Genomic DNA, 20621 nt, shown 5'->3' with positions numbered 1-20621 from the left:
CCAAAGTTACGCCAATAGATAGATGCAAATTTACTGATTCTTTATACTCTGTAGGCATTTTAAGAAAAACTGACTCTGCCACGAGAAAATTATTGTTGTCCCATGAGTAGGGATTACGAAGGAGATTCTCAGTTTTCTTGCCCTTCGTTACTAACCTGTTTAATTAAGTCGATAACTCGCTCAAAATGAAAGTCATTTACCCAATCTGTTAAGGCATGACGCAGAGGAGCATGGTTAGAGGGGATTTGCTCAATTAGGTTAAAAATTTCGCAATCAGAACCTGTGATCGCCTCTTGATAGAGTTGTTTGACCCACTCAGCAGGCATTTGGGACAAGTAATCCTCAAGGGGGCGATCGCACAAATTTTTCTCAGCTTGGGGTTCACTCTCCGAACTCTTGCGTGCGGGTTCTTCATAGATGTAGCGCACCCCTAGGTATTTGGCTATTTTTCCAAAGATAGTCTCTTCTTGAAAAGGCTTGCTGATAAAGTCATCACATCCGGCGGCCAAAACAACAGTTCGGTCTTCCTCAAAGGCATTGGCAGTTAGGGCAATGATGATGGTTTGGGATTGGGGATTGGGGATTGGGGATTGTCGGTTCTCCGCATCTTTCCATGTTCCTCTCTCTTTTTCCCTCGATTTAATCTGACGGGTGGCTTCACATCCGTCCATCTCTGGCATCTGCACATCCATCAAAATTAGGTGAGGTTTCCAAGTCTCCCACAAAGCGATCGCTTCAAGCCCGTCCTTTGCTTCGCGCACCTCAAATCCCGTTGAGGTCAGGAGTTTGACGAGCAGGAGGCGACTCACTTTAACATCGTCAACCACCAAAATGCGATAGTTAGGCTGGTCAGGCGATAAACCAATAACACGACGAGGCTTCTGGGGTGTCTGTACTTCCTGGGACTGAGCAAGACAAAGTGGAACATCAAATTTAACAATTGTTCCTTTCCCCACAGTACTGCTAACGCTAACGTCTCCTCCCATCAGTTGCACGAACTGTCGCGTTAGGGGTAAACCCAATCCTGTTCCTTGCTGAGATTTTCGACCTGTCTCTGTTTGTTCAAAGGGTGCAAACAAAAGGTGCATTTCTTCAGGGGCAATGCCAGAACCAGTATCTTCTACGGCAAAGTCAAGACGGGAATTGGGAATTTCTTCACCATTCACCATTCCTGATTTGCCATTCGCCATTGCCACCCGCAACGTAACCTTACCTGCATCAGTAAATTTCATGGCATTGCCAAGAAGGTTAATTAAGATTTGACGCAACTTGCTTTCGTCTGTTTTGACGTATTGGGGAACGTCTGATGCCCGATCAAAAATTAGCTGGATGCCTTTAGATTGGGCTTTGAGTTGGAACATCTCTTTAAGAGTATCCAGCAGGTTGTACAGGTCAAAGTTCGTTTCCTTCAGCGTTACTTTGCCTGACTCAATTTTGGACATTGCCAAAATGCCGTTGATCAGTTCCAGTAAATGCTCACCACTGCGACTGATGATTTCCAAGTGTTCCTGTTCTTCGGTAGAGCGCGAGGGACTACGGTTCATCACTTGGGTAAAGCCGAGGATCGCGTTGAGAGGAGTACGCAGTTCATGACTCATCCTAGAGAGGAATTCGCTTTTGGCACGATTGGCGGCATCGGCGGCATAGGCAGACTCTTTGAGGGCATCTTCTGTTAGTTTGCGCTCCAACTCCGCTCCAGCTCTTGCTGCAAAAATCTTTAAAATGTGGAGACGTTCCGACGGAATGCCTCTACCGTCAGGAGCGGTGATCATTGGCTTAATATCCATCACTGCCAAATGACCTAATACCTTCCCGGAGGCGTTAGTTAATGGGATTCCAAAGTAGCTTTGTGCGCCTAATGTTACTAAATCTGGATCGTTAGGAAAGAGCGCTTGTACATGTTCGGGGTGGTAACACGTTGTTCCGTGTAGGACATCATGACAGGGAGTGTCAGCAATGGCGTACTCGAAGTTCTCACCAAAATCAGTGCCTGTCCAAAACGCTAGGGTACGCAGTCGGGTTTTCGCCTGATCGCTCCACTCGGTAACAAGGGCGTATCGGACATGCAGTAACTGAGCTAGATAGCGGACACAGGAGCGAAAGAATTCATTGCCAGTTTCTGAAGCTGTCCCTTCCACAATTAATTGCAATGCTTCTTCCCGTTGTTTGCGATCGGTAACGTCGGTTAGGGTACCTGTCCAAGTCACAGTACCATCCGGCAACGGTTCTCCTGGCAGCGAGTAACCTTGAATCCACCGGACTTGTCCATTGGTGTGATGGATGCGAAACTCCTCGAACCATGGCTGATGCTGCTTAGCCGACACCTTAATCGACTCCTCTAGGCGATCGCGATCGTCCGGAAGAATTTGATTCCACTGCAACGCAAAATCTTCTATCAACTGTTCTGCGGTATAGCCTAAGAGTTTGTAAGCGCCTTGGCTCATGAAGCAATACTTTTTCTCCCCTTGGGGACTCAGCATGAATTGATAAACCGCACCAGGCATCGTGTTCAGAATTTGGCGTAGCATGAACTCGCTTTTGTACAATGCCTCTTCTGTGTGCTTGCGCTTGGTGATATCCGATGCCGTGCCAGTTGTCCCGATGATATTTCCTTGGTCGTCCCGCAGGAGAATTGCATTAACCAGTAAGTAAAGCAGTCTGCCGTCTTTAGCGAGTTGCCTACTCTCATACTGGAATATTGACTCTTCATTAAGAAGGCGTTGGAACAACTCTAGATCTTTGGCAATTTGCTCAGGTGCCTCGAAATCAGCGAAGAGGCGATCGAGCATTTCATGGGGTTCGTAGCCATAAATTTGCTTAACAGCTTGGTTAACAAAGGTATAGCGACCCTCTACATCAACTGACCAAATCATGTCCTGGGACGCTTCGACCAATGCGCGATACTTTTTTTCGCTTGCAATCAGTTGTAAGTTTTTTTCTTCTAATTCCTGAGTCCGGCTTTTAACTAATTGTTCTAAATTCTGGTTGTAGGCTGCAAGTTTTAAATTTTGTTCTGCTAATTGTTTCTCTTGGAAATAACTGCGAACTGCTTCCTGGATGGTTAATCTTAAGTCTTCATCCTGCCAAGGTTTTGTGATATAACGATATAGATTACCCTGATTAATTGCATTTCCCACTGATTCAATGTTAGCTTGCCCAGTCAGCATTATTTTGATGGTTTTGGGCGCGATAATGTGGATACGCCTTAATAATTCATCCCCTTGCATTTTGGGCATTATGCAATCAGCAATGACCAGAGCAACTTCATAACTATCCGCTAGCAATTCTTCAACTAGCTCTAAAGCCTCTTCACCATCAACCGCTGTTTCAATGAGGTAGTCATTGCCAAATGATTTTCTTAACTGAATTTCAAGACTATCAAGTATTGTTGGTTCATCATCAACACAAATAATAGCAGGTTTAGTCATATTGTTCTATCCCAGAATTAATCGTTTCAATTAATTCCTCACTCTTCCAAGGTTTTTGCAAGCAAGCATGAAGCTGGGCTTCTTTTGTTACTCGCTCAATAGCGGCTTCATCAGCTTGACCTGTTAAGAGTATTTTAATAATCTTTGGAAATTTTTGATGGATATTAATGAGAAATTCATCGCCTCGAATACCTGGCATTAACCAGTCTGAGACAATCACGATAATCTCAATTTCGTTATCTTGAATTTCTTCGATGATTTCTAGGGCTTCGGCAGCACTTTCTGCAAACTCGTAGGCGTAAGTATCAGCAAATGCTTTTTGGAGTTGTATGCCTAGGCTCTCTAGGACTAAAACTTCATCGTCAACACATAAAATTGCTGCCTTAGACATTGGGACGTTCCTCTGCCACATTAATAGGTAGTGATAGAGTAAATGTAGTTTTTCCAGGCATGGACTCTACCTCAATAGTTCCTTGATGCTTATCAATAATCTTTTTAATAATATACAGTCCTAATCCACTTCCTTCACCAAGGCGCTTGGTTGTAAAAAATGGCTCAAAGATTTTCTGCTTAATCTCAGAGGGAATTCCCTGACCACTATCAGTAATGCTAACGAGAACGCTCTCTTTAGGTTGGGAAACATCAATCCTTAAAGTCCCTCTGTTATCCATAGCTTGCAGGGCGTTGTGAATAAGATTAGTCCAAACTTGATGAAGTTCGTCAGGATAACAGAGGATCGAGGGTGATGACTGATAGTTTTTAATCACGTCCAGACCCTGTTTAAGTTGGTTTTGATATAGGGTCAGTACGGTTTCGATTCCGTCAGTGATATTAGCTTTGACTTTTTCACCCGTAGCGTCGTAACGGGCGTAACTTTTTAAAGCAAACACGACTTTGGCGGCGCGGTCTGTAGCCGTGCTGAGGTTTTTTGTACTTTTTTGGACACTAGCAAGTTGATAAGCTGTATCTAATAAGATTTGACTTTCTGAGTCTTTTAATAAGGGTAATAAGGGTTCAATTTCCTCATAAATTCCCAAAGCAACTAAGATACTCGCAATTCCATCAGCATTTTTAATCGCTTGTTCTTCTAGCTGTCTTGTCAAGCCTCGTTTAAGTTGGCGTTTTTCTCTGGTAGATAGGGAGTTCTCTTGTAGGGTAGCGTTGTGGAGTAAGGTAAAGAAATCTTGCTGACGTTCGGGGGAGAGTTGTTGCAAAAACTTGGGTAACTGTTCGAGTTGTTCGGTAAAGAAATCAGCAATATTTTCGACAGAGGCGTGAATGACTCCTAGAGGAGTATTGATTTCATGGGCAACTCCGGCAATTAATTGTCCTAGTGCTGCCATTTTTTCCGATTGAATCAGTTCTTCTTGGGTAGCTTGAAGATGGTTAAGGGTATTTTTCAGTTCTTGGGTGCGTTCAGCAACTTGGATTTCTAAGGTGTGATTGTATTGGGCAATCAGTTTCTCCGCTTGTTTGCGTTCGGTGATGTCAGTAAAAGCCGCGATCGCATAAGCGACATTCCTATCTTCGTCATAAATAGGCGTTCCCCAAACTTCTATCGGGATTATCTTGTCAGATTGGCGGATTTCCATATCATCAATATTGGTACTCGCTCCTTCTAAGGCACAAAAGACTGGATCGCGTTGTGTCGGGTAGATTTGCCCACTGCCTGCAAGATAGAGTTGATAAGCCTCAGGCAATTGTTCAGGGTTGGTATTATCAATTACACCTTTGCCCAGTAATCGCTCAGCCTGAGAATTAACATAGTAAGCTTTCCCCTTAGCATCCGCCACAAACACACCGACAGGCATCGCTTCTAATAATTGAGTCAACCTCCTTTCACTTTGGCGGAGTTCTTTTTCGCGATCGAGTACCTCCCGGTAGAGTTTGGCATTTTCAATGGAGATGGCGGCTTGGGAGGATAAGAGTTTTAAAATTTCTAACCTATCAGAGGTAAAAGCTTCGGTGGTTAGATTATTTTCTAGGTAAACAATACTAGTGAGCTTGCCTTGATTGATAAGAGGAACACACAAAATGGACTTAGGTTGATGCTCTTTGATGTAGGGATCGTTAGTAAAGTTTCCCTCATTAGTGGCATCATTCAGGACAACACTTTCATAGGTACGAGCCACATAATTGATAAGGAGCAATGAAACAGAGTGACTCTTCTCAACAGGAATTGACTGCAATACGGTAATGCGATCGCTATCTATCGCACCTTCAGCTTCTATCAGCAGTTTTCCCTGACATTCCAAAATCAGGTATCCTTTTTGCGCCCCCGCATTCTCAATCAAAATCTTCATCAAGCTAGATAGCAATTTATCCAGCACGATTTCACCAGAAATCGCTTGGGACGCTTTCATCACTGTGGCTATATCTAGGGAGGAACCCGAACCCGTGGTTGTCAATCTTGTGGTCGTTTTGGCATCTTTAATTCCCAGAACAGTTGCAGCCAACAACTGAGGATATCGCCCCTCTAAATCTTTTACCTTAGCCGTAGCCCCCCATAGCTGATAGCAGTAACGTGCTTCTTGCATATAGGCTCTAGCACTCAGTTCTTTCCCTTTGCATAGATAGAACTTGGCAGCAAGTTCATAAGCGAGGGCGGCTTCATGAATGTATTCGGATTTTTTAGCAAGGGCGATCGCCTTATCGTAATAGTCCATTGCTAACGCATCTTTGCCAATAACTCGACATCGTTCGGCTTCTACTAAGTTATATCTGTGCAGTTGATTCATGGGAGCATGATGCGCCCATTTTTTCATTTTCTTCTGATTGGCTATAACCTTCCTCTTATGGTGTTTTTGTTCTGTCTTAGGTGCATTTGTATACAAAGCAAGCCGAGTTAAAGAATCATAGAAATAGCAGCAGGAAACAGTGAAGGTTCCGGTAGCACCGTCTAGATACTGCTCATTTTGAGCAGCATTTAATAATGCTTCAGAATACTGCTCGAATAGGTAACAGAGAATTAGCTTATTTAAGTAGACGTAACAAAGTGAGGTTCGGGAATTAGCTTGAATTAGTAGCGGCAAGAAAGTCTCTTCATCGCAGGCATCTCCAATTAGGCAGTAGGGATTTTCAGCCCGATCTAACAAGTTAAGAACAGCTTGATGAAATGGCTGATGCATATTCAAAGATTGTTCTTGCTTCAATTGCACCATCACCTCACTGTAGGCTGCCATTTGAGATTCAATCTCCAACAAATTCTTGCCACTCAGATAGGCATTGAAGCTATAGACGAGAACAGCATAAGCAGCATATTCCAAATCTCCAGTTTCCAATCCACTTTTGTAAGCCTCTAACAAAGGTAGCAATGTTTCTTTAATAGGTATTTTCCAAGAACCAATGAAGCCAACGGAGACAAACAACGCTTTTGTTTTGAATTCTTTAGCATTCAATCGCTCCACTAGCCTTAATGCTAATTGACCAAATTCATACGCTGATTCAATGTCTCCGACAACCCCACACAGAATTAGTCCATAGATAGCGTAGGCATAGATAGACTCAGCACAGTTACCGTGCTTCACAGACAGAATTACCTGCTTAAACGCAATTAAGGGCAGCAGTGTCGGTGCAGCAATAAAGGCTGGTGAAACTATCTTTGACAAAATACGCAGTGCTGCCAGTTTATAAGGATCGCTCATCTGGCGTAGATTTGCTAAGTCTGAGATACGTTTCCCTGCCAGAACTGACTTGGTTTCTAGCAATCCCATTAAGACATTTAGCTTGTTGGGCTTTTGGGGGAGTCTTACCCCCAACTGCCTCAAAAGTTCTACTCCCGTAGCAACTGCCTGTTCTAGCTTAGTTTGGGCAATCAGGGCGAGAATTTTTACTTCAATAACTTGCGCTTTGTCCAGAACTGTTTTTGCTTGATTTCGCACGATTTGAACAAATCGCTCCATCTGCTCAAAATCACCACTAAGGTAAGCCGCCTCTGAGGCTTCTACATACAGAGCTAATGCCAAGTCATACTGTGTCTGCCAGCCTTTTTCGCCCAACAATCTCATGCCGATTTGCAGGTAATTGAACGCTGGCTCATATGCCGCCGATGCCTTCGCTTTCTTACCTGCGATGAGATTCAACTGAGCCACTTCATCTTTTTGGTGCTGATTGGAGATGAAGTCAATCCCAAAATTCAGTTGATTAACAATATCAAAAATTTTCTCATCTCGCTGGTCAGAAAGAGTATTTTGTAGGAGTAGTTGTCCAATTTCCCAATGGATAATTGGCTTGTCCTGTTCCGAAATTAGAGAATAGGCGGCTTGCTGAATTCTGTCATGGATGAATTTGTAGTCAGGTAATTGGAAAGGGGTTGTTGGTAATTGGATGTTGGGGGATTCTTCCTGAATGAGAGCTAATTCTAAATCTCCCCGATTACCCAGAGGCATCACTAAGCTTTCAGCAACGGCTGCATACAAGTCATTTACTGTTTCTCGCAGTGATTTTTGATAAGTCGTCGCCAACATTTTTAAGTCAAACTGATTGCCCATACAGGCTGCTAGCTTTAACATTTGCTGTGTATTCTCTGGCAGCTTCTGAATCTTGAAGGTCATCAGTTCAACAACGTTATCAGTGAAACCCCGCGCTTGAATCTGCTCTAAATCCCACTGCCATCCTCCTTGACTTCCTCCCTTCCCAACCGGAGGTATACTCATGAGGGACTGAGGCGAGTTAAACTCTAACAACTTTTCTGTATAAAGAGATTTGAGAAACTCATTCATAAAGAAGGGATTGCCACCCGTTTTAAAAAGCACTAACTTGGCAAGGGGTTTGGCTCTCTCTTCAGAGCAATTGAGCGTATCTATAATAAGTTCAATGATAGTAGGCAAGTCCAACGGTGCTAGGAAAATCCCCTCGACAATTGCCCCAGTTTTGGCAATCTCCTCGATTGTTAACATTAAGGGATGAGCCGCAGAAACTTCATTGTCCCGATACGCGCCAATTAAAAATAGTCCGGGGTGCGAAGCATTCATCAGCCGTTGCATTAGTTTTAGGGAGGCACCATCTGCCCACTGTAAGTCGTCCAGAAATATCGCTAAGGGATGTCCAGAATTGGTAAAGACTTGAATGAAGTTCTGAAATACTAAATTAAAGCGGTTCTGGGCTTCCATCGAGCCTAGTTCTGGTACAGCAGGTTGCTTACCGAGAATTAATTCCACTTCAGGAATGACATCAATAATGACTTGACTATTGATTCCTAAGGCAGCTAAAATTCTCTCTCGCCAAGTATTAAGCTGCCCTTCACTCTCTGTTAATAGCTGTTTGACTAATTCTTGAAAGGCGCTGACGATAGCACTGTAGGGAATGTTACGCTGATACTGGTCAAATTTTCCTGAAATGAAATAGCCACGTTTTTCGGTAATGGGTTTATAGAGTTCCTGCACTAAAGCTGACTTGCCGATGCCCGAATAACCAGAAACCAGCATCAATTCACTTTTGTCCGAAATTACTCGTTCAAAAGCAGTTATTAACCTATCAATTTCTTGTTTTCTTCCATAAAGTTTTTGCGGGATTTGAAATTTCTCAGAAATATCTTGAGTACCAAGAGGAAAGGGTTCAATCTTGCCAGTTGTCTGTAAGTGGGTTAAACATTTCTCTAAATCTGCTTTGATTCCCCAAGCACTTTGATACCGCTCCTCTGCCGTCTTTGCCATCAGTTTCATCACAATATCTGATACAGCTTGAGGAATTTCCCTATCTTCTGCTCTCAACAAATGGGGTGGCACTGGCTGTTTAGCAATATGGCAATGCACTAACTCCAACTCATCACTGGTTTCAAAAGGCAACTGTCCTACGAGTAGTTCATAAAACGTGACACCCAGCGAGTAGAAGTCTGTGCGGTAATCTAGAGAACGATTCATCCGCCCCGTTTGTTCGGGCGACATATAAGCTAAGGTACCTTCTAAAACATTGGGATTTTTCAAAGTGGTATTTTCACGGTTCAATTGAGTGGAAATCCCAAAGTCGATGATTTTGATTTGTCCGGTTTCTGGATTAAAGACGATGTTGGAGGGGTTAATATCTTTGTGGATAATATTGCTGCTGTGAATATTACCCAAAATCTCAACTATCTTAATGGCGATATTGAGGAATTTTGGTAGGGGCACGACAGGTCTTTTCCCTACAGGTTCATTCATTAATTGCTTTAAGGATGATGCGCCAAAATCCTCAAGAATGATGACTAAAGTCCTCTGATAGGGTTCCAAACCATAAGCCTTGACCACACCTTCCAGATTTAGATTATGGGTGATTTCATATTCCTGCCTATACAGGGTGAGTTCATTAGGAGTGGGATAGTCTTCTTTAAGTACCTTGAGGATAACGGCTTTGTTGTCCTGTTCTCGGATACCTCGATAGACCAATGAGTTGGCACTTTCATAGATTTGGACAAGAATCTGGTAGTCAGGAAAGGAAATCATAGAGTTGCTGAGAAGCCTATACCCTACTGTACTCAGTTGGTGTAGGAGTATGTCACAATTTGATATCCCTGGTTGGGGCTGTATTCATGGCTTGTCCAACCATTATTCTGTAGGTTGCGATCGCAAGATAATGAAATCACTGCTCGGTGTTTTATTGGCTCCCGCTATTGTTTTGTTAGGAGCAACACAAGCCTTCGCGGCTATCAAAACAGAAGTTGTTGAATACAAACACGGCAACACTGTTCTCGAAGGCTATTTAGCATACGATGATGCTATTCAAGGCAAGCGTCCCGGTGTTCTCGTTGTCCATGAATGGAACGGCTTGGGGTCTTATGTCAAAGAACGGACAGAGCAATTAGCCGAACTTGGCTATGTTGCCTTTGCAATTGATATGTATGGCAAGGGAATTAGACCAAAGAATCGAGAAGAGTCAGCCGCACAAGCGGGTATCTATCGCTCTGATCGTCAATTAATGCGATCGCGTGCTAATGCGGGTCTAGTTGTGTTGCAACAAAACCCACTTACTGACTCGCAACGAATTGCTGCGATCGGTTACTGCTTCGGTGGTGGTACAGTCCTGGAATTAGCGCGTAGCGGTGCCAACATTGCAGGTGTTGTCAGCTTCCACGGCAACTTGGACACTCCTAACCCCAACGATGCCGAAAATATCAAGTCAAAGGTGCTAGTTTTACATGGCGCTGATGACCCAAGAGTGCCTGATGAACAAGTTACAGCGTTTGAGACAGAAATGCGTCAAGCTGATGTGGACTGGCAACTCATTGCTTATGGAGGTGCTGTGCATAGCTTTACCAACCCTGAAGCCGGGAACGACCCTTCCAAAGGCTCAGCTTACAATGAAGCCGCTGATAAGCGCTCATGGGAAGCGATGAAGCAGTTTTTTGTGGAACTATTTCAGTAGATAGTTAATTGATTTTCTGTGCCACAAGCGATCGCATCAGCAAAGCAAGCAAAATGCCCCTGAGTGCGATCGCAACATATTCTTTTTCATCATCTTATAAAGCTTGGCGACGCAGAAAGGGAAGAAGCACCTCGCTAACCTTTCCTGACCAATGCTCCTGAGGATAATGCCCCCCTTCTTCTAGTGTGACTAGTTCAGCATTCTTGAGGGTACTAGCAAACTGCTGCGCCTGAGCCAAGGGAAGCCAAGGGTCTTTCATTCCCCAAAAAATTAGGGTTGGTTTTTCCCAGTTGGCGTAACCGGATTCAATCTCTCCCATGGACGGCTTCATCTGAAGATTTTGGATTGTCGCTAGCAAACTGCGTCCTACATCTGAGCTTTTGAGAAAGGGTTTACGATAGATGTCCAAATATTTGTCTTCAATTTGGTAACGGCAACCCGCTTCTAGGGTTCGGTCAACTAAGAGTGGGTCTTGCGTCAAAACATCTCCAAGTAAAGGTAAACCCCACTGTTGCATCTTCCAAGGTAACTTCGCTGCTGAGGATAGAGGTGTATTGAGAATGGCAAGGCGTTCGATCTGGGTTGAGTGACGTAGCGCATACTGAAGCCCTATTGAGCCGAGAAATCCCTGAACGACCAAATAAAAGCGTTCAATTGCAAGTGTTTTAAGGAACTCTGCTAAAGCGTCGATGAAAGCATCGGGTGTGTAAGCAAAGTCTCGTTTATCTGGTTTAGCGGATAAGCCAGAACCAATCCAGTCAGGTGCGATCGCTCTAAACCCTCTTTCTGCTAAATCTGGCATCACCGCAGACCAACAATAACTCTGGGAAGGCAACCCGTGAAGCAGTAGCACTGGCAGCTTAGCACTTTCGCCAATTGGCTTCGCTTCCCGATAGAACCACTGCAACGACCCGACCTCTATGACTTGTTCACTAATTGCCACTTTTAGTTCTTAACCCTGTTTATCGTGGTTTGAGCTTACCGCTCACGGGGATATAAGAGCAAGCGTCTTAAGTTGCGAAAGCAGCAGTTCAATCCAAAAACTGCCTTTATAATTCAATCCAAACCCCTTAGTACGTTATAGGAGTTGTCTTGAGTTGAACGCAGCAGAACAGGCAAAAGGCTTAGAAGTCACCACAAAGATTGCTGCCGTGGTAAATCTTTTCAAGTCTGAGTTTCCCGATGCCAAGGCAGACTTGAAACCCTGGAAAAATGATCCAGATACTCAGGAGTTGGTCGATCCCGATTCTATTGATATTGGCTTTCACCTCCCTGGCTGGAGTAGAAAGTTCCAAAGCCGCAGCATCTTAGTACAAATTAGGCTTTTTGAAGACCCTTTGAATGGTTCGCGACGCGCCATTGGTATCGAAGCGGCAGGCTTTGACTATCGTGGCAAAGCATGGCGACTTTCTACAATTAATGATTGGCAGTTTGTTGGAGACTCTGAACCAGCAGCGGAAGTGAGGGAAAAGCTTAAGCATTTTTGTCGGCAAGTTTTTGAGCTATTCAATTCCAACAAGGAAATTTAAATGCATATCAGCTTAGATAGTTCTCGTTCACCTGTGTTTAAAACTACAAAAAAATATTTATGAAGCTGTAAGTATTAGTACATTGAGCCGTTAACCTTATTTTGCATCTTTTTGATATGAAGGCTTGAACACAATAAAAATAGTTTAAAATTGACAGCTTTGAAAATTTGTCAACACCAATTGGGTATAATCCACTGGGTAGATGCTCGATGAATTTTTGTTAATTAACTTGGTGGAAGTATTCACTCAACAGGTTTATGCTGACATCACCCAAGCCTCTAAAAGATGTATTCTATTGCCCAGAAGAATCTAATTTTTACTCTCACTGCTTAGAAAATTTAGTTCTAAATCAGTGTGATAGCCCTAAAGTTATTGTTGAATTTGGTTCCGGAGATGGAAGTCCAGTCATTAATTCCTTAATGAGAACAAGGTTTAACGGCACAATACATGGATATGAGTTGAATACTTTAGCCGGAAAAATTGCCGAGTCAAATATTCAGGAGTATGAACTCACTGATCGATACATAATTCATAATTCCTCATTCTTCGATGCCGCTTTACCCAGAGCCGAGTATCTTATCTCTAACCCGCCGTATCTGCCATCAATAGATGACAATATTTACCAACCTCTATTACATGGAGGTAGGGATGGTTCAGAAATGGCTAGAAAACTTTTAGCGATGGGTTATGAAAACTTACTACTTATGCTTTCTAGTTACTCGAATCCAGAAGGCTTAATTAACTATGCAATAGCAAAGGGCTATTCTGTTGCTAGTTTTCTCGTCTCGCCTTTGACGTTTGGCTATTATAGCTCGGAACCAAAAGTCAGGAATATGATAGAAGAGCTACGCAAAAACAGGATGGCTTTTTATTCAGGAAATATCTATCTTTTAGCTGGGGTGGTGTTTAAAAAGCAGTCTGAATCTAATACAGATTTATCGGCTGAGTTAATCCAGATAATGACATCTTTGTAAAAGATGATTTGGCAGTAAAGCTTAATTTATTAAAAGGCGATCGCATCTATAGCAATCCTGTTTTAGTTGTGAAATGTCAGCGCCTCAAATGCCCGACTTCTCCAAGGAATCGGGCATCTTCAGTGCTTTTTAAGGGGAATTTAGAGGGAGCGTCAATTTGTTACATTCTTTTTTCTATTTTCAAGACAGGTCTAATGAAAAGGAACAGTGAATCTAAAACATTCAGTTGTTTTTATCTAGTTCAGGAAAGTCATCTGAGTTAAAATCAGCAGGGAAAATAAAAATTTCTCTCCCTTCGAGTTTGGCATTACGGTACAGCTCAATAGCCTTTATCAAACGACAGTATTTGATAGGAATCCATCTGCCACTGTAATAGTAGATGACGACTCGACTCGTTATGTACTCATCCAGTGGGAGTGGGTTTTGCCACGGCAGAGGCACAGAATCCCTCCTAATATATAGTTCGATATCTACTTTTTACATAGCAGGTGCATCTCAAGAACCATCTTGAGTTAGTTGTATTTCTTATTGAGTTTGTATCTATTCAATTGTTGTTAATCTTGGGAAGCCGGGAAAACGGTATCGGGAGGATGTCACCTCTTCAGCCCCTAATCCCTTAATCCCTTAACTCCTTCTCAAGGGCTTTGGGAGAAGGGGAACTGGAATTTGGCTCCCCCTCGCTCAGGATGGGGAGAGGGGGCTAGGGGGTGAGGGCAGGAGAATGTTGCAAAACTGGCAGGCTCCTAACAGCATCACCATAGGTTTGTCTCCAGTTTTGAGCCTACTGAAATTTTATTTTTACTGCTTTTATCAGCAACTTTATCTTCAGGGCAATGAGAACAGCTATAAATTAGCAATTAGTCGCCGCCAGGTAAGTAAAGTAACTGCCATTGACCATTAACCTTGCCAAAAACAGCCTGGTATTCCAGAAGAGAGTAGGCATATCGGCTGGAAACATAGCCCTGCTTATTATTAGGCAGAATCACAGGTGTCCAGCTATTGATTGAGTCATAGAATCGACCTTGCTCTGTCAGTTCTTTGAGTTGTTGTTCTTGGACTGGGCGATTGAGTTTAACAACTTCATTGGACAGTAAGCCCACTATGGGGCTGTTAAAGTTGGGTTGCGCCCTTACATTGATATCATTTCCCACAACTACCACATGATTAATCTGATACTCCACTCCCAGCCCTGAGCTTAAGTTAGGGTACTGACGAGAAAACTCGTGCGCTACGTTGTTACAAACCCAAAGCCCTGTCGCAGGATCTACATTGGGACGATTTTGGCTAGCTTGTGGGAAACAACCAATGCTAACGGCTTTTTCCAGCAAACTCCAAAATTCCTCATTTGGGTTTTCTAGCTTTATATTCGCAACCTTTCTAGAGCCAAAGCCAATCCCAATCTCCTCATCAGGTAGAATTGACCGAACAAACTGAGCATTGCGATCGCGTATTGCTTGCCGTAGGCGTTGACGAAATTGTGCAAACTCACTTTCTGGTTTAACTTCGTCTATCAACCTAACGCGCTGATGCAGGAAATCATCAAGCTTGGCTGTACTAGCGACTACGGCTTGCTTAGGCTGAGTGGGTGGTGTTGTCTTTGTAGAATTCTCTCTAGCAGGTTTAGTAACTGCACTAAGAGAAGACGTTGCTTCTAGCTCTTGGGACGCTTGAGGTTGAATTGAAGTTGTCTGTACAAGCGTTTGCTCTTTTGGCGTACTCTGGCGAAAGACAGTAGCGAGACTCACACCAGTAACTGCTGAAAAGACAATAGCCCCAGCAACAAGTAAATGGAAGTTTTGCATAACTACTTCGGTACTGACTGCTTTGTTTGACTACACTTTTTAGGTCAGTGTTTCCACAAAGTCGCCTAATAGTTCGTGACGATTTTCGTCTGTAACGATAGATTGAATCGCAATACCGAATTGATAAGCTATTACGTGTTTAATTTATAAATAAACAGGTCAGTTTCCTTCTTCAAAAATGCTGGGAGTACTACAAGCTAAAGGACTCCCAGCAGACTGAAACTCTACTTTTCTTCCACGTACATTTCCGGCTCAATGGCAAAGTTATCAAGTCTTCCTGACTCGTCAATAACGTAGCCATCTGTTGTTCTAAGTCCGCTACCTTCTTCTTGTGCCTCTAAAGCCTCAACCTCATGGATGCTTTCTTCTGGGTCGTTATTAGAAGGAATTACTGCATCTGGGGCATTAACTGCCGTTGTCTGAGCCATTTGAACTCCAACATGATCCCCTGGTGCGCCTCTTCCCGGTTCGGCTTCTACGGGATCAGTTTGTGGTACTACGACTTTATCTGGTTCGCTACTCATAGGTTTTTCTCCAACTTGTTTATAGGCTTGACTGTAGCCTGTAATAACGCTCACAGACTAATTAAGCAGTCAAATCGTTGCTACGAAGATACCGCAGTTTGTATCGTGCTTAACTCTTTCGAGAGGATTAAATTGTGCAGCACAGTAGGAGGAGATTGATTGAATGGCGAAAAGAGAGATGAAGCATTAAATGCCTTTCCCAAGAGGAGAAGAAATCAGGAAGCGCCTATCAGTGTCAATGCCTTTGTCGCCCTAGATTCCTCGTTTGTCAGCAATTGGCTTTGTCGTTACAACTATTGTGTCTCTGATTCTTCTAGCTTAATTGCCAAGTCTATCAAGAATCGAGCGTAGCGGATTGTATCGGTTAACCCCCTCTCTGTGACTGGATAGCTGTAGCGGGGAAAACTTTCGTTAGGGTGCTGCCATCGCAGCCATAACTGTCTGTCAATGACTTTCGTGTTGATCAACCAGCCTCGGTATCGGATGGGTTTCAACTGCAAGCCGGTGTGAAAATTATCTAAAGTCACTGGCTGTTTGTCTCTAGTATGTTTAGTTTTTGTTCAGGTTTTAATCCTACCTAACCTCCGCTAAAACATAGATTGATTGCAGTTTCCAGCGTTGGGTTAATAATTTTTTTGTGGAATCTAATATTGAATTCGATAACACTTACTTAAAGGCGTTTGTCTTTGTTCAGTGCTATTTTTATTTAGTGACTTATTTTCAATATACTCTGAGTGTACCTGAATAATTTGAAATATTCCATATCTTTAAGGCTTGTAAAGAAGGCTCTTGCAGGAACCTGAGTGTATTGCCACACTCTCAACAGCTTTTCATTGGTTGCTGATGTCCTTTTGTTTGTCTTCTGATGAGGCAGGTGCTGGCGAGAGCGTTTTCTTAGCCAACTTAGTTGTATAGGTTACCGCACCAACTGTTGCACATAAACCAAAGATTTGCAGTGCCATTTTTCCAGGAGTATTGCCACCACTAGCTAAGTTAGCGCCTGCTGAACCAAGATACACATAAAGTGCAATGACTGGGAGCATTCCTAACCAGGAGAAAAAGAAGTAGTGCCAAAAGTTAATTTTAGTGAGGCTAAAACCGTAATTGAGAATATTGGAAGGAACAATTGGGGAAAGACGGGTTAAAAAGACAATCTTCCAGCCTTTTCTACCAACAGCTTTATCAAGTTCGGTAAATTGGGGACGTTTGGCAATCCACTTTTTTAAAGGTTTCCGGGCAACAGTGCGACCCAAGAGATAGCAGAGAGTTGTTCCCAAGATGTCGGCAATCGAGACAACAACAACTCCTTTAAGAAAGCCGAATAACGTGCCTGCCGCCAAAAAAAGAACTGCTGCTGGCAAACCAACAACAGTCGTAATTATGTAAATCAAAATGAATGCCGGCTTTGCCCAAGGTCCAAGCGAGATAAGCCAATGCTTGATATGAGTAAGCCAGTCCTGCAGAGGTAGCAAGCTGAAGGCAGCGATCGCGATCGCAATACCAATAACGGCAAGTAGCAGCCAAACTTTTTTCTTCGCGAGGAAGTGCCTAATCATTCTGTGTTCGACTGCGTTCGGAGTATTAGTTAACTAGCACTCATTGTAGACAAGGTTTTATTGGTGAGTGCAGCTAACAATCCCTCAAACAACTTTATGCCATCTGTACCACCCAACATGGCATCTGCTGCCCGTTCTGGGTGGGGCATCATCCCCAATATTTTACCTGTCGGGTCGCAAATTCCAGCAATGTTGTTGACTGAACCATTGGGGTTGCTCATGTCGTCTGTCGTACCCGTTGCTGTACAGTAGCGAAACAGGACTTGACCGTCATCTTCTAAGGCTTTGACGGTATCAGCATCGGCATAGTAGCGACCTTCACCGTGAGCAATAGGGAGGGTAATCAACTGCCCTTGTGAGTAAGCAGATGTCCAGGGAAGGTCAGTGCGTTCTACTTTGAGCGGAACGCGATCGCAAATAAAATGTAAATCGCGATTCCGAACCAGTGCGCCAGGTAACAGCCCCATTTCGGTTAACACCTGGAAGCCATTGCAGATACCTAGGATAAACTTCCCCTGCTTAGCGTGTTCCCTAACTTGCCCCATCACAGGCGAAAATTGAGCTAATGCTCCACAGCGGAGATAGTCTCCATAACTAAAACCACCCGGAATCACGACCACGTCTATGTCAGAAATATCCGTTTCCTCGTGCCAAACCATGCGGGTTGGTAAGTCGAGTAAACTTTGAGTAACATACGCCACATCGCGATCGCAATTGGACCCTGGAAAAACCACAACCCCAAACTTCATACCTACACCCCCATCAGTGTTGCCACTTCAACTAAATCAAACCGATAATTTTCGATCACTGGATTTGCCAACAATTGGTCACAGATGCGGTCAAGTTGCTCCCGTGCCTTTTCTTCATTGGCAGCCGTTATCATCAGCTCAATATACTTACCAATGCGTACCTGTTCCACATTTTCATAACCCAACTGCTTCAGCCCCGACTCGATCGCAACTCCTGCTGGATCTAAGACTGAAGGTCGAAGGGTAACATAGATCCGCGCTTGATACTTGAAAATCACTCTTCATCCCCCAAATTCAAACAAGCCCTGTTTAAAGTTTGAACTACTAAGTCCCCAAGACTTCAAAAAAATTGTAGGAGACTAAAAATAAAGTCCATGAAACTCCAACGCACGCGCTCCCAAGCTCGAATTCTAAACTTACTCAAAACTCTGAATCGTGCTGTTTCTGCCCAAGATATCTATGTTGAGTTACGCAACCTTGACCAGAGTATGGGTCTAGCTACAGTTTACCGCGCCCTGGAAGCCTTGAAACTTGAAGGGGTCGTACAAGTGCGGACACTGACCAATGGGGAATCCCTCTACAGTGGCGTGCAGCGTGATCAACACCACCTTACTTGCCTCAATTGTGGTGAATCGATACCTATTGATGAATGCCCAGTGCATCAGTTAGAGAATGAGTTGCAGGATTCTCACCAATTCAAGATTTATTACCACACCTTAGAATTTTTTGGATTATGCGATCGCTGTGCTGTGGCAAGTGATACCGAAACGGCCGATTCAACTACTCCTCAATAGTTCAGGAGTTTAGGAGTTCAGGAGAAGCTTAAAGTTTGGATAAGCTGTGGAAAAATCCATCAAAAATAAAAAATCAAACCTTTAAAAAGAGCGGATTCTTCATTTTTCCTCTTGTAAAATTAGCAAGCAACTGCAAGCCTATTGGATAAAGCTGATGCGACAGATTAATTTTTTGATTATTTTTGCTGTGTGTTTGGCTCTAGTTTTATTCAGCTTAGAAAACAGTGAACCTACAGCAATCCGAATTATTGAGGGCGTTCAGGTTCAAGCCCCCTTGTCTATTGAACTCATTTTTGCAATGGGAATTGGGGCAACTCTAGCTTGGATATTCAGCATCTGGACACGACTACAGCAGCAACTAGAGTCCCGCCGAGCGATGCGGCAGATTCGCTCCAAAGAGGAGCAAATTGAGAAGTTAGAGCAAGATGTTGAACGCTACAAGGCAGAAATTGAAGAGCAATTACCAGCGTTATCGGCATCTAGACCCCTGACAGAAGGGACACTGGCAGAGCAAGGTTAAGATTGATTAATCTCATCCTATGCTTCTTAAAGACCCACCCATGTCTCTTCCTCATCAAATATAGTGTGGCAGACTATTAGTGGCAGTACGTGATGACTGGAACACCTGCTCAAGAAGCGATCGCTCTTCTCATTGACTTGGCACAGCGAGGGGAAATTAACCCTTGGGATGTCCAGGTGATTGAGGTCATTGACCGCTATTTAAGTGAACTTGCCTTGGGAAATGATGCCGAACCCGGACACCGTGATACTGATTTATCTCAGTCGGGGCAAGCATTTTTGTGGGCATCAATGCTGGTTTTACTCAAAGCCGATACCCTCGGACGGATTGGAGAGCCGGACGAACCAGAACTCACTGAGATAGACGACCAAATCGATATGGTAGGCGAAATGCGCTTGCCACTGCATCTAGAACGACATCTACGCCGTCGTGCTGCCGCTCCGCCACCCAAAAGACGCCCTGTAACACTCCAAGAGCTGATCGATCAATTGCAGCAAATGGCAGCGCAACTGGATGAAACGCCCTTGCCTACTCGTGCCTTACGTCCCCGCGCTCAATCTCGTTCTCAAGCGGCAAAAGTGATCGCTCATTTGGCTCACGATGAAAACTTGACAGAAATTGCCACAAGACTCGAAGTCTTTCTCTCACGTCATTGGCAAGAGATCGCAGCGGGAAAAGATTGGCTGAATTTAGATCAGTTGTTAGAGTGGTGGACGTTGTCTCCCATAGCATTGGATGAAGCTGATTCTCTAGCCGCCCTGTCAGGAACCCTAGCAGGGAATGGTAACTCCGAACAGGATAGCCATGTGACTATAGGTGAAGCGATGTCCGAAGGGCTTTATATCCCGTCCCACGCTAACACTTCCCCCGAAGTGGCTGTTGAGGCAACTGAAGACGGAGCAAAAGACCGAGTTGGTGTCTTTTGGGCACTACTCCTGTTATCTGCTCAGTCCAAAGTAGAGTTATCCCAAGAAGAGTTTTACCAAGACTTAAAAATCCGTGCGCTGTAATGAATAGACAATGGGTGTTGATCTGGGATTAGGATTTGAAGCTTGGGCAAACTGTACTTTGAGGGAGAACTGTTCTTTAGTTCCCCGTACTGCAAAACGCAGAACTCGTTCGAGGGAAGGTGAGCGATCGCAAATCGGCAACCCGTTTATGTGCTATGCACAAGTAAAGGTATCCGTTTTGTGTCAAAGCTTTGCGAACACTGGTGTTCGCCTAGCCGTTCGCCATACGGTACTCTTCGGAGCAATTAGAGTTAACTAATCGTCTTGAAGAGGAGCTAGTAGAAACGAGTCTGAGCATTGCTCTTAACTCTCTGCTAGCGCTTGTTAGTTTACTCTCGCCGTTCTTGCAAGTCGGGGGATTAGAGCGACTATATCTCCTGATTATCAGGATAAGTCC

At 43.8% G+C, this 20621-nt stretch carries 18 protein-coding genes; 7 read left to right on the top strand and 11 right to left on the bottom strand.

The window, feature by feature from the left end:
* Window positions 1–128: 128 nt before the first annotated feature.
* The 3 genes from H6F98_RS33740 to H6F98_RS25745 are packed head-to-tail and all read right to left on the bottom strand — an operon-like array spanning window position 129 to window position 9847.
* The gene (locus H6F98_RS33740; RefSeq protein WP_242058695.1) at window positions 129–3428 is read right to left on the bottom strand and encodes a response regulator; all 3300 of its coding nucleotides are present in this window, start codon (window positions 3426–3428) and stop codon (window positions 129–131) included.
* On the bottom strand, window positions 3421–3819 hold the full coding sequence (locus H6F98_RS25750) for a response regulator (RefSeq protein ID WP_192221563.1): 399 nt from the start codon (window positions 3817–3819) through the stop codon (window positions 3421–3423). The genes H6F98_RS33740 and H6F98_RS25750 overlap by 8 nt, the downstream gene beginning before the upstream one ends.
* The gene (locus H6F98_RS25745) at window positions 3812–9847 is read right to left on the bottom strand and encodes a trifunctional serine/threonine-protein kinase/ATP-binding protein/sensor histidine kinase (protein WP_192221562.1); all 6036 of its coding nucleotides are present in this window, start codon (window positions 9845–9847) and stop codon (window positions 3812–3814) included. Before H6F98_RS25745 ends, H6F98_RS25750 begins: the two co-directional genes overlap by 8 nt.
* A gap of 49 nt (window positions 9848–9896) precedes the next feature.
* Here H6F98_RS25745 and H6F98_RS25740 point away from each other — a divergent pair, with 49 nt between their 5' ends.
* Complete coding sequence (locus H6F98_RS25740; RefSeq protein WP_242058694.1) at window positions 9897–10766, top strand: dienelactone hydrolase family protein; 870 nt, start codon at window positions 9897–9899, stop codon at window positions 10764–10766.
* Between the two features lie 94 nt (window positions 10767–10860).
* Here H6F98_RS25740 and H6F98_RS25735 read toward each other — a convergent pair whose 3' ends face one another.
* Window positions 10861–11709 (bottom strand): alpha/beta fold hydrolase, encoded by an 849-nt coding sequence (locus tag H6F98_RS25735; RefSeq protein WP_192221561.1) that lies wholly within the window; start codon window positions 11707–11709, stop codon window positions 10861–10863.
* Between the two features lie 154 nt (window positions 11710–11863).
* On the opposite strand from H6F98_RS25735, the gene H6F98_RS25730 reads away from it, so the two are divergent.
* Window positions 11864–12295: a hypothetical protein gene (locus tag H6F98_RS25730; protein WP_192221560.1), complete on the top strand. Its 432-nt coding sequence runs from the start codon at window positions 11864–11866 to the stop codon at window positions 12293–12295.
* Window positions 12296–12552: 257 nt separating this feature from the next.
* Window positions 12553–13269, top strand: a complete 717-nt coding sequence (locus H6F98_RS25725) for an SAM-dependent methyltransferase (RefSeq protein ID WP_192221559.1) — start codon at window positions 12553–12555, stop codon at window positions 13267–13269.
* Between the two features lie 222 nt (window positions 13270–13491).
* Here the strand turns inward: H6F98_RS25725 and H6F98_RS25720 are convergent, their stop codons facing one another.
* The 7 genes from H6F98_RS25720 to purS all read right to left on the bottom strand — a co-directional run bounded on the left by H6F98_RS25720 (window position 13492) and on the right by purS (window position 18178).
* Window positions 13492–13710: a hypothetical protein gene (locus tag H6F98_RS25720; RefSeq protein ID WP_192221558.1), complete on the bottom strand. Its 219-nt coding sequence runs from the start codon at window positions 13708–13710 to the stop codon at window positions 13492–13494.
* Between the two features lie 416 nt (window positions 13711–14126).
* Window positions 14127–15071: an SH3 domain-containing protein gene (locus tag H6F98_RS25715; RefSeq protein WP_192221557.1), complete on the bottom strand. Its 945-nt coding sequence runs from the start codon at window positions 15069–15071 to the stop codon at window positions 14127–14129.
* A gap of 224 nt (window positions 15072–15295) precedes the next feature.
* Complete coding sequence (locus tag H6F98_RS25710) at window positions 15296–15595, bottom strand: hypothetical protein (RefSeq protein WP_192221556.1); 300 nt, start codon at window positions 15593–15595, stop codon at window positions 15296–15298.
* Between the two features lie 293 nt (window positions 15596–15888).
* Window positions 15889–16122 carry a hypothetical protein gene (locus H6F98_RS25705; protein WP_192221555.1) on the bottom strand — a complete coding sequence of 78 codons (234 nt, stop codon included), beginning with the start codon at window positions 16120–16122 and terminating at the stop codon, window positions 15889–15891.
* A 303-nt stretch (window positions 16123–16425) separates the two neighbouring features.
* Window positions 16426–17151: a TVP38/TMEM64 family protein gene (locus H6F98_RS25700; protein WP_192221554.1), complete on the bottom strand. Its 726-nt coding sequence runs from the start codon at window positions 17149–17151 to the stop codon at window positions 16426–16428.
* Between the two features lie 29 nt (window positions 17152–17180).
* Complete coding sequence (purQ, locus tag H6F98_RS25695) at window positions 17181–17900, bottom strand: phosphoribosylformylglycinamidine synthase subunit PurQ (RefSeq protein WP_192221553.1); 720 nt, start codon at window positions 17898–17900, stop codon at window positions 17181–17183.
* A gap of 2 nt (window positions 17901–17902) precedes the next feature.
* Entirely contained in the window at window positions 17903–18178 is a 276-nt protein-coding gene (gene purS / locus H6F98_RS25690) for a phosphoribosylformylglycinamidine synthase subunit PurS (protein ID WP_192221552.1), read from the bottom strand.
* A gap of 96 nt (window positions 18179–18274) precedes the next feature.
* On the opposite strand from purS, the gene H6F98_RS25685 reads away from it, so the two are divergent.
* The 4 genes from H6F98_RS25685 to H6F98_RS25670 all read left to right on the top strand — a co-directional run bounded on the left by H6F98_RS25685 (window position 18275) and on the right by H6F98_RS25670 (window position 20483).
* A complete protein-coding gene (locus H6F98_RS25685; protein WP_192221551.1) occupies window positions 18275–18694 on the top strand; it encodes a Fur family transcriptional regulator in 420 nt (139 codons plus the stop codon).
* A 154-nt stretch (window positions 18695–18848) separates the two neighbouring features.
* Window positions 18849–19214, top strand: coding sequence for a LapA family protein (locus tag H6F98_RS25680; protein WP_192221550.1), 366 nt, complete (start codon window positions 18849–18851; stop codon window positions 19212–19214).
* 92 nt (window positions 19215–19306) lie between these two features.
* A complete protein-coding gene (locus H6F98_RS25675; protein WP_192221549.1) occupies window positions 19307–20224 on the top strand; it encodes a segregation/condensation protein A in 918 nt (305 codons plus the stop codon).
* Between the two features lie 10 nt (window positions 20225–20234).
* Window positions 20235–20483, top strand: coding sequence for a hypothetical protein (locus H6F98_RS25670; protein ID WP_192221548.1), 249 nt, complete (start codon window positions 20235–20237; stop codon window positions 20481–20483).
* Window positions 20484–20621 lie beyond the last annotated feature (138 nt).

The organism is Microcoleus sp. FACHB-SPT15, from assembly GCF_014849525.1.
Taxonomy (GTDB): domain Bacteria; phylum Cyanobacteriota; class Cyanobacteriia; order Cyanobacteriales; family Coleofasciculaceae; genus Symplocastrum; species Symplocastrum torsivum.
Note: the sequence above shows the minus strand (reverse complement) of the source record. Positions and strands in the feature narration are given on the sequence as shown.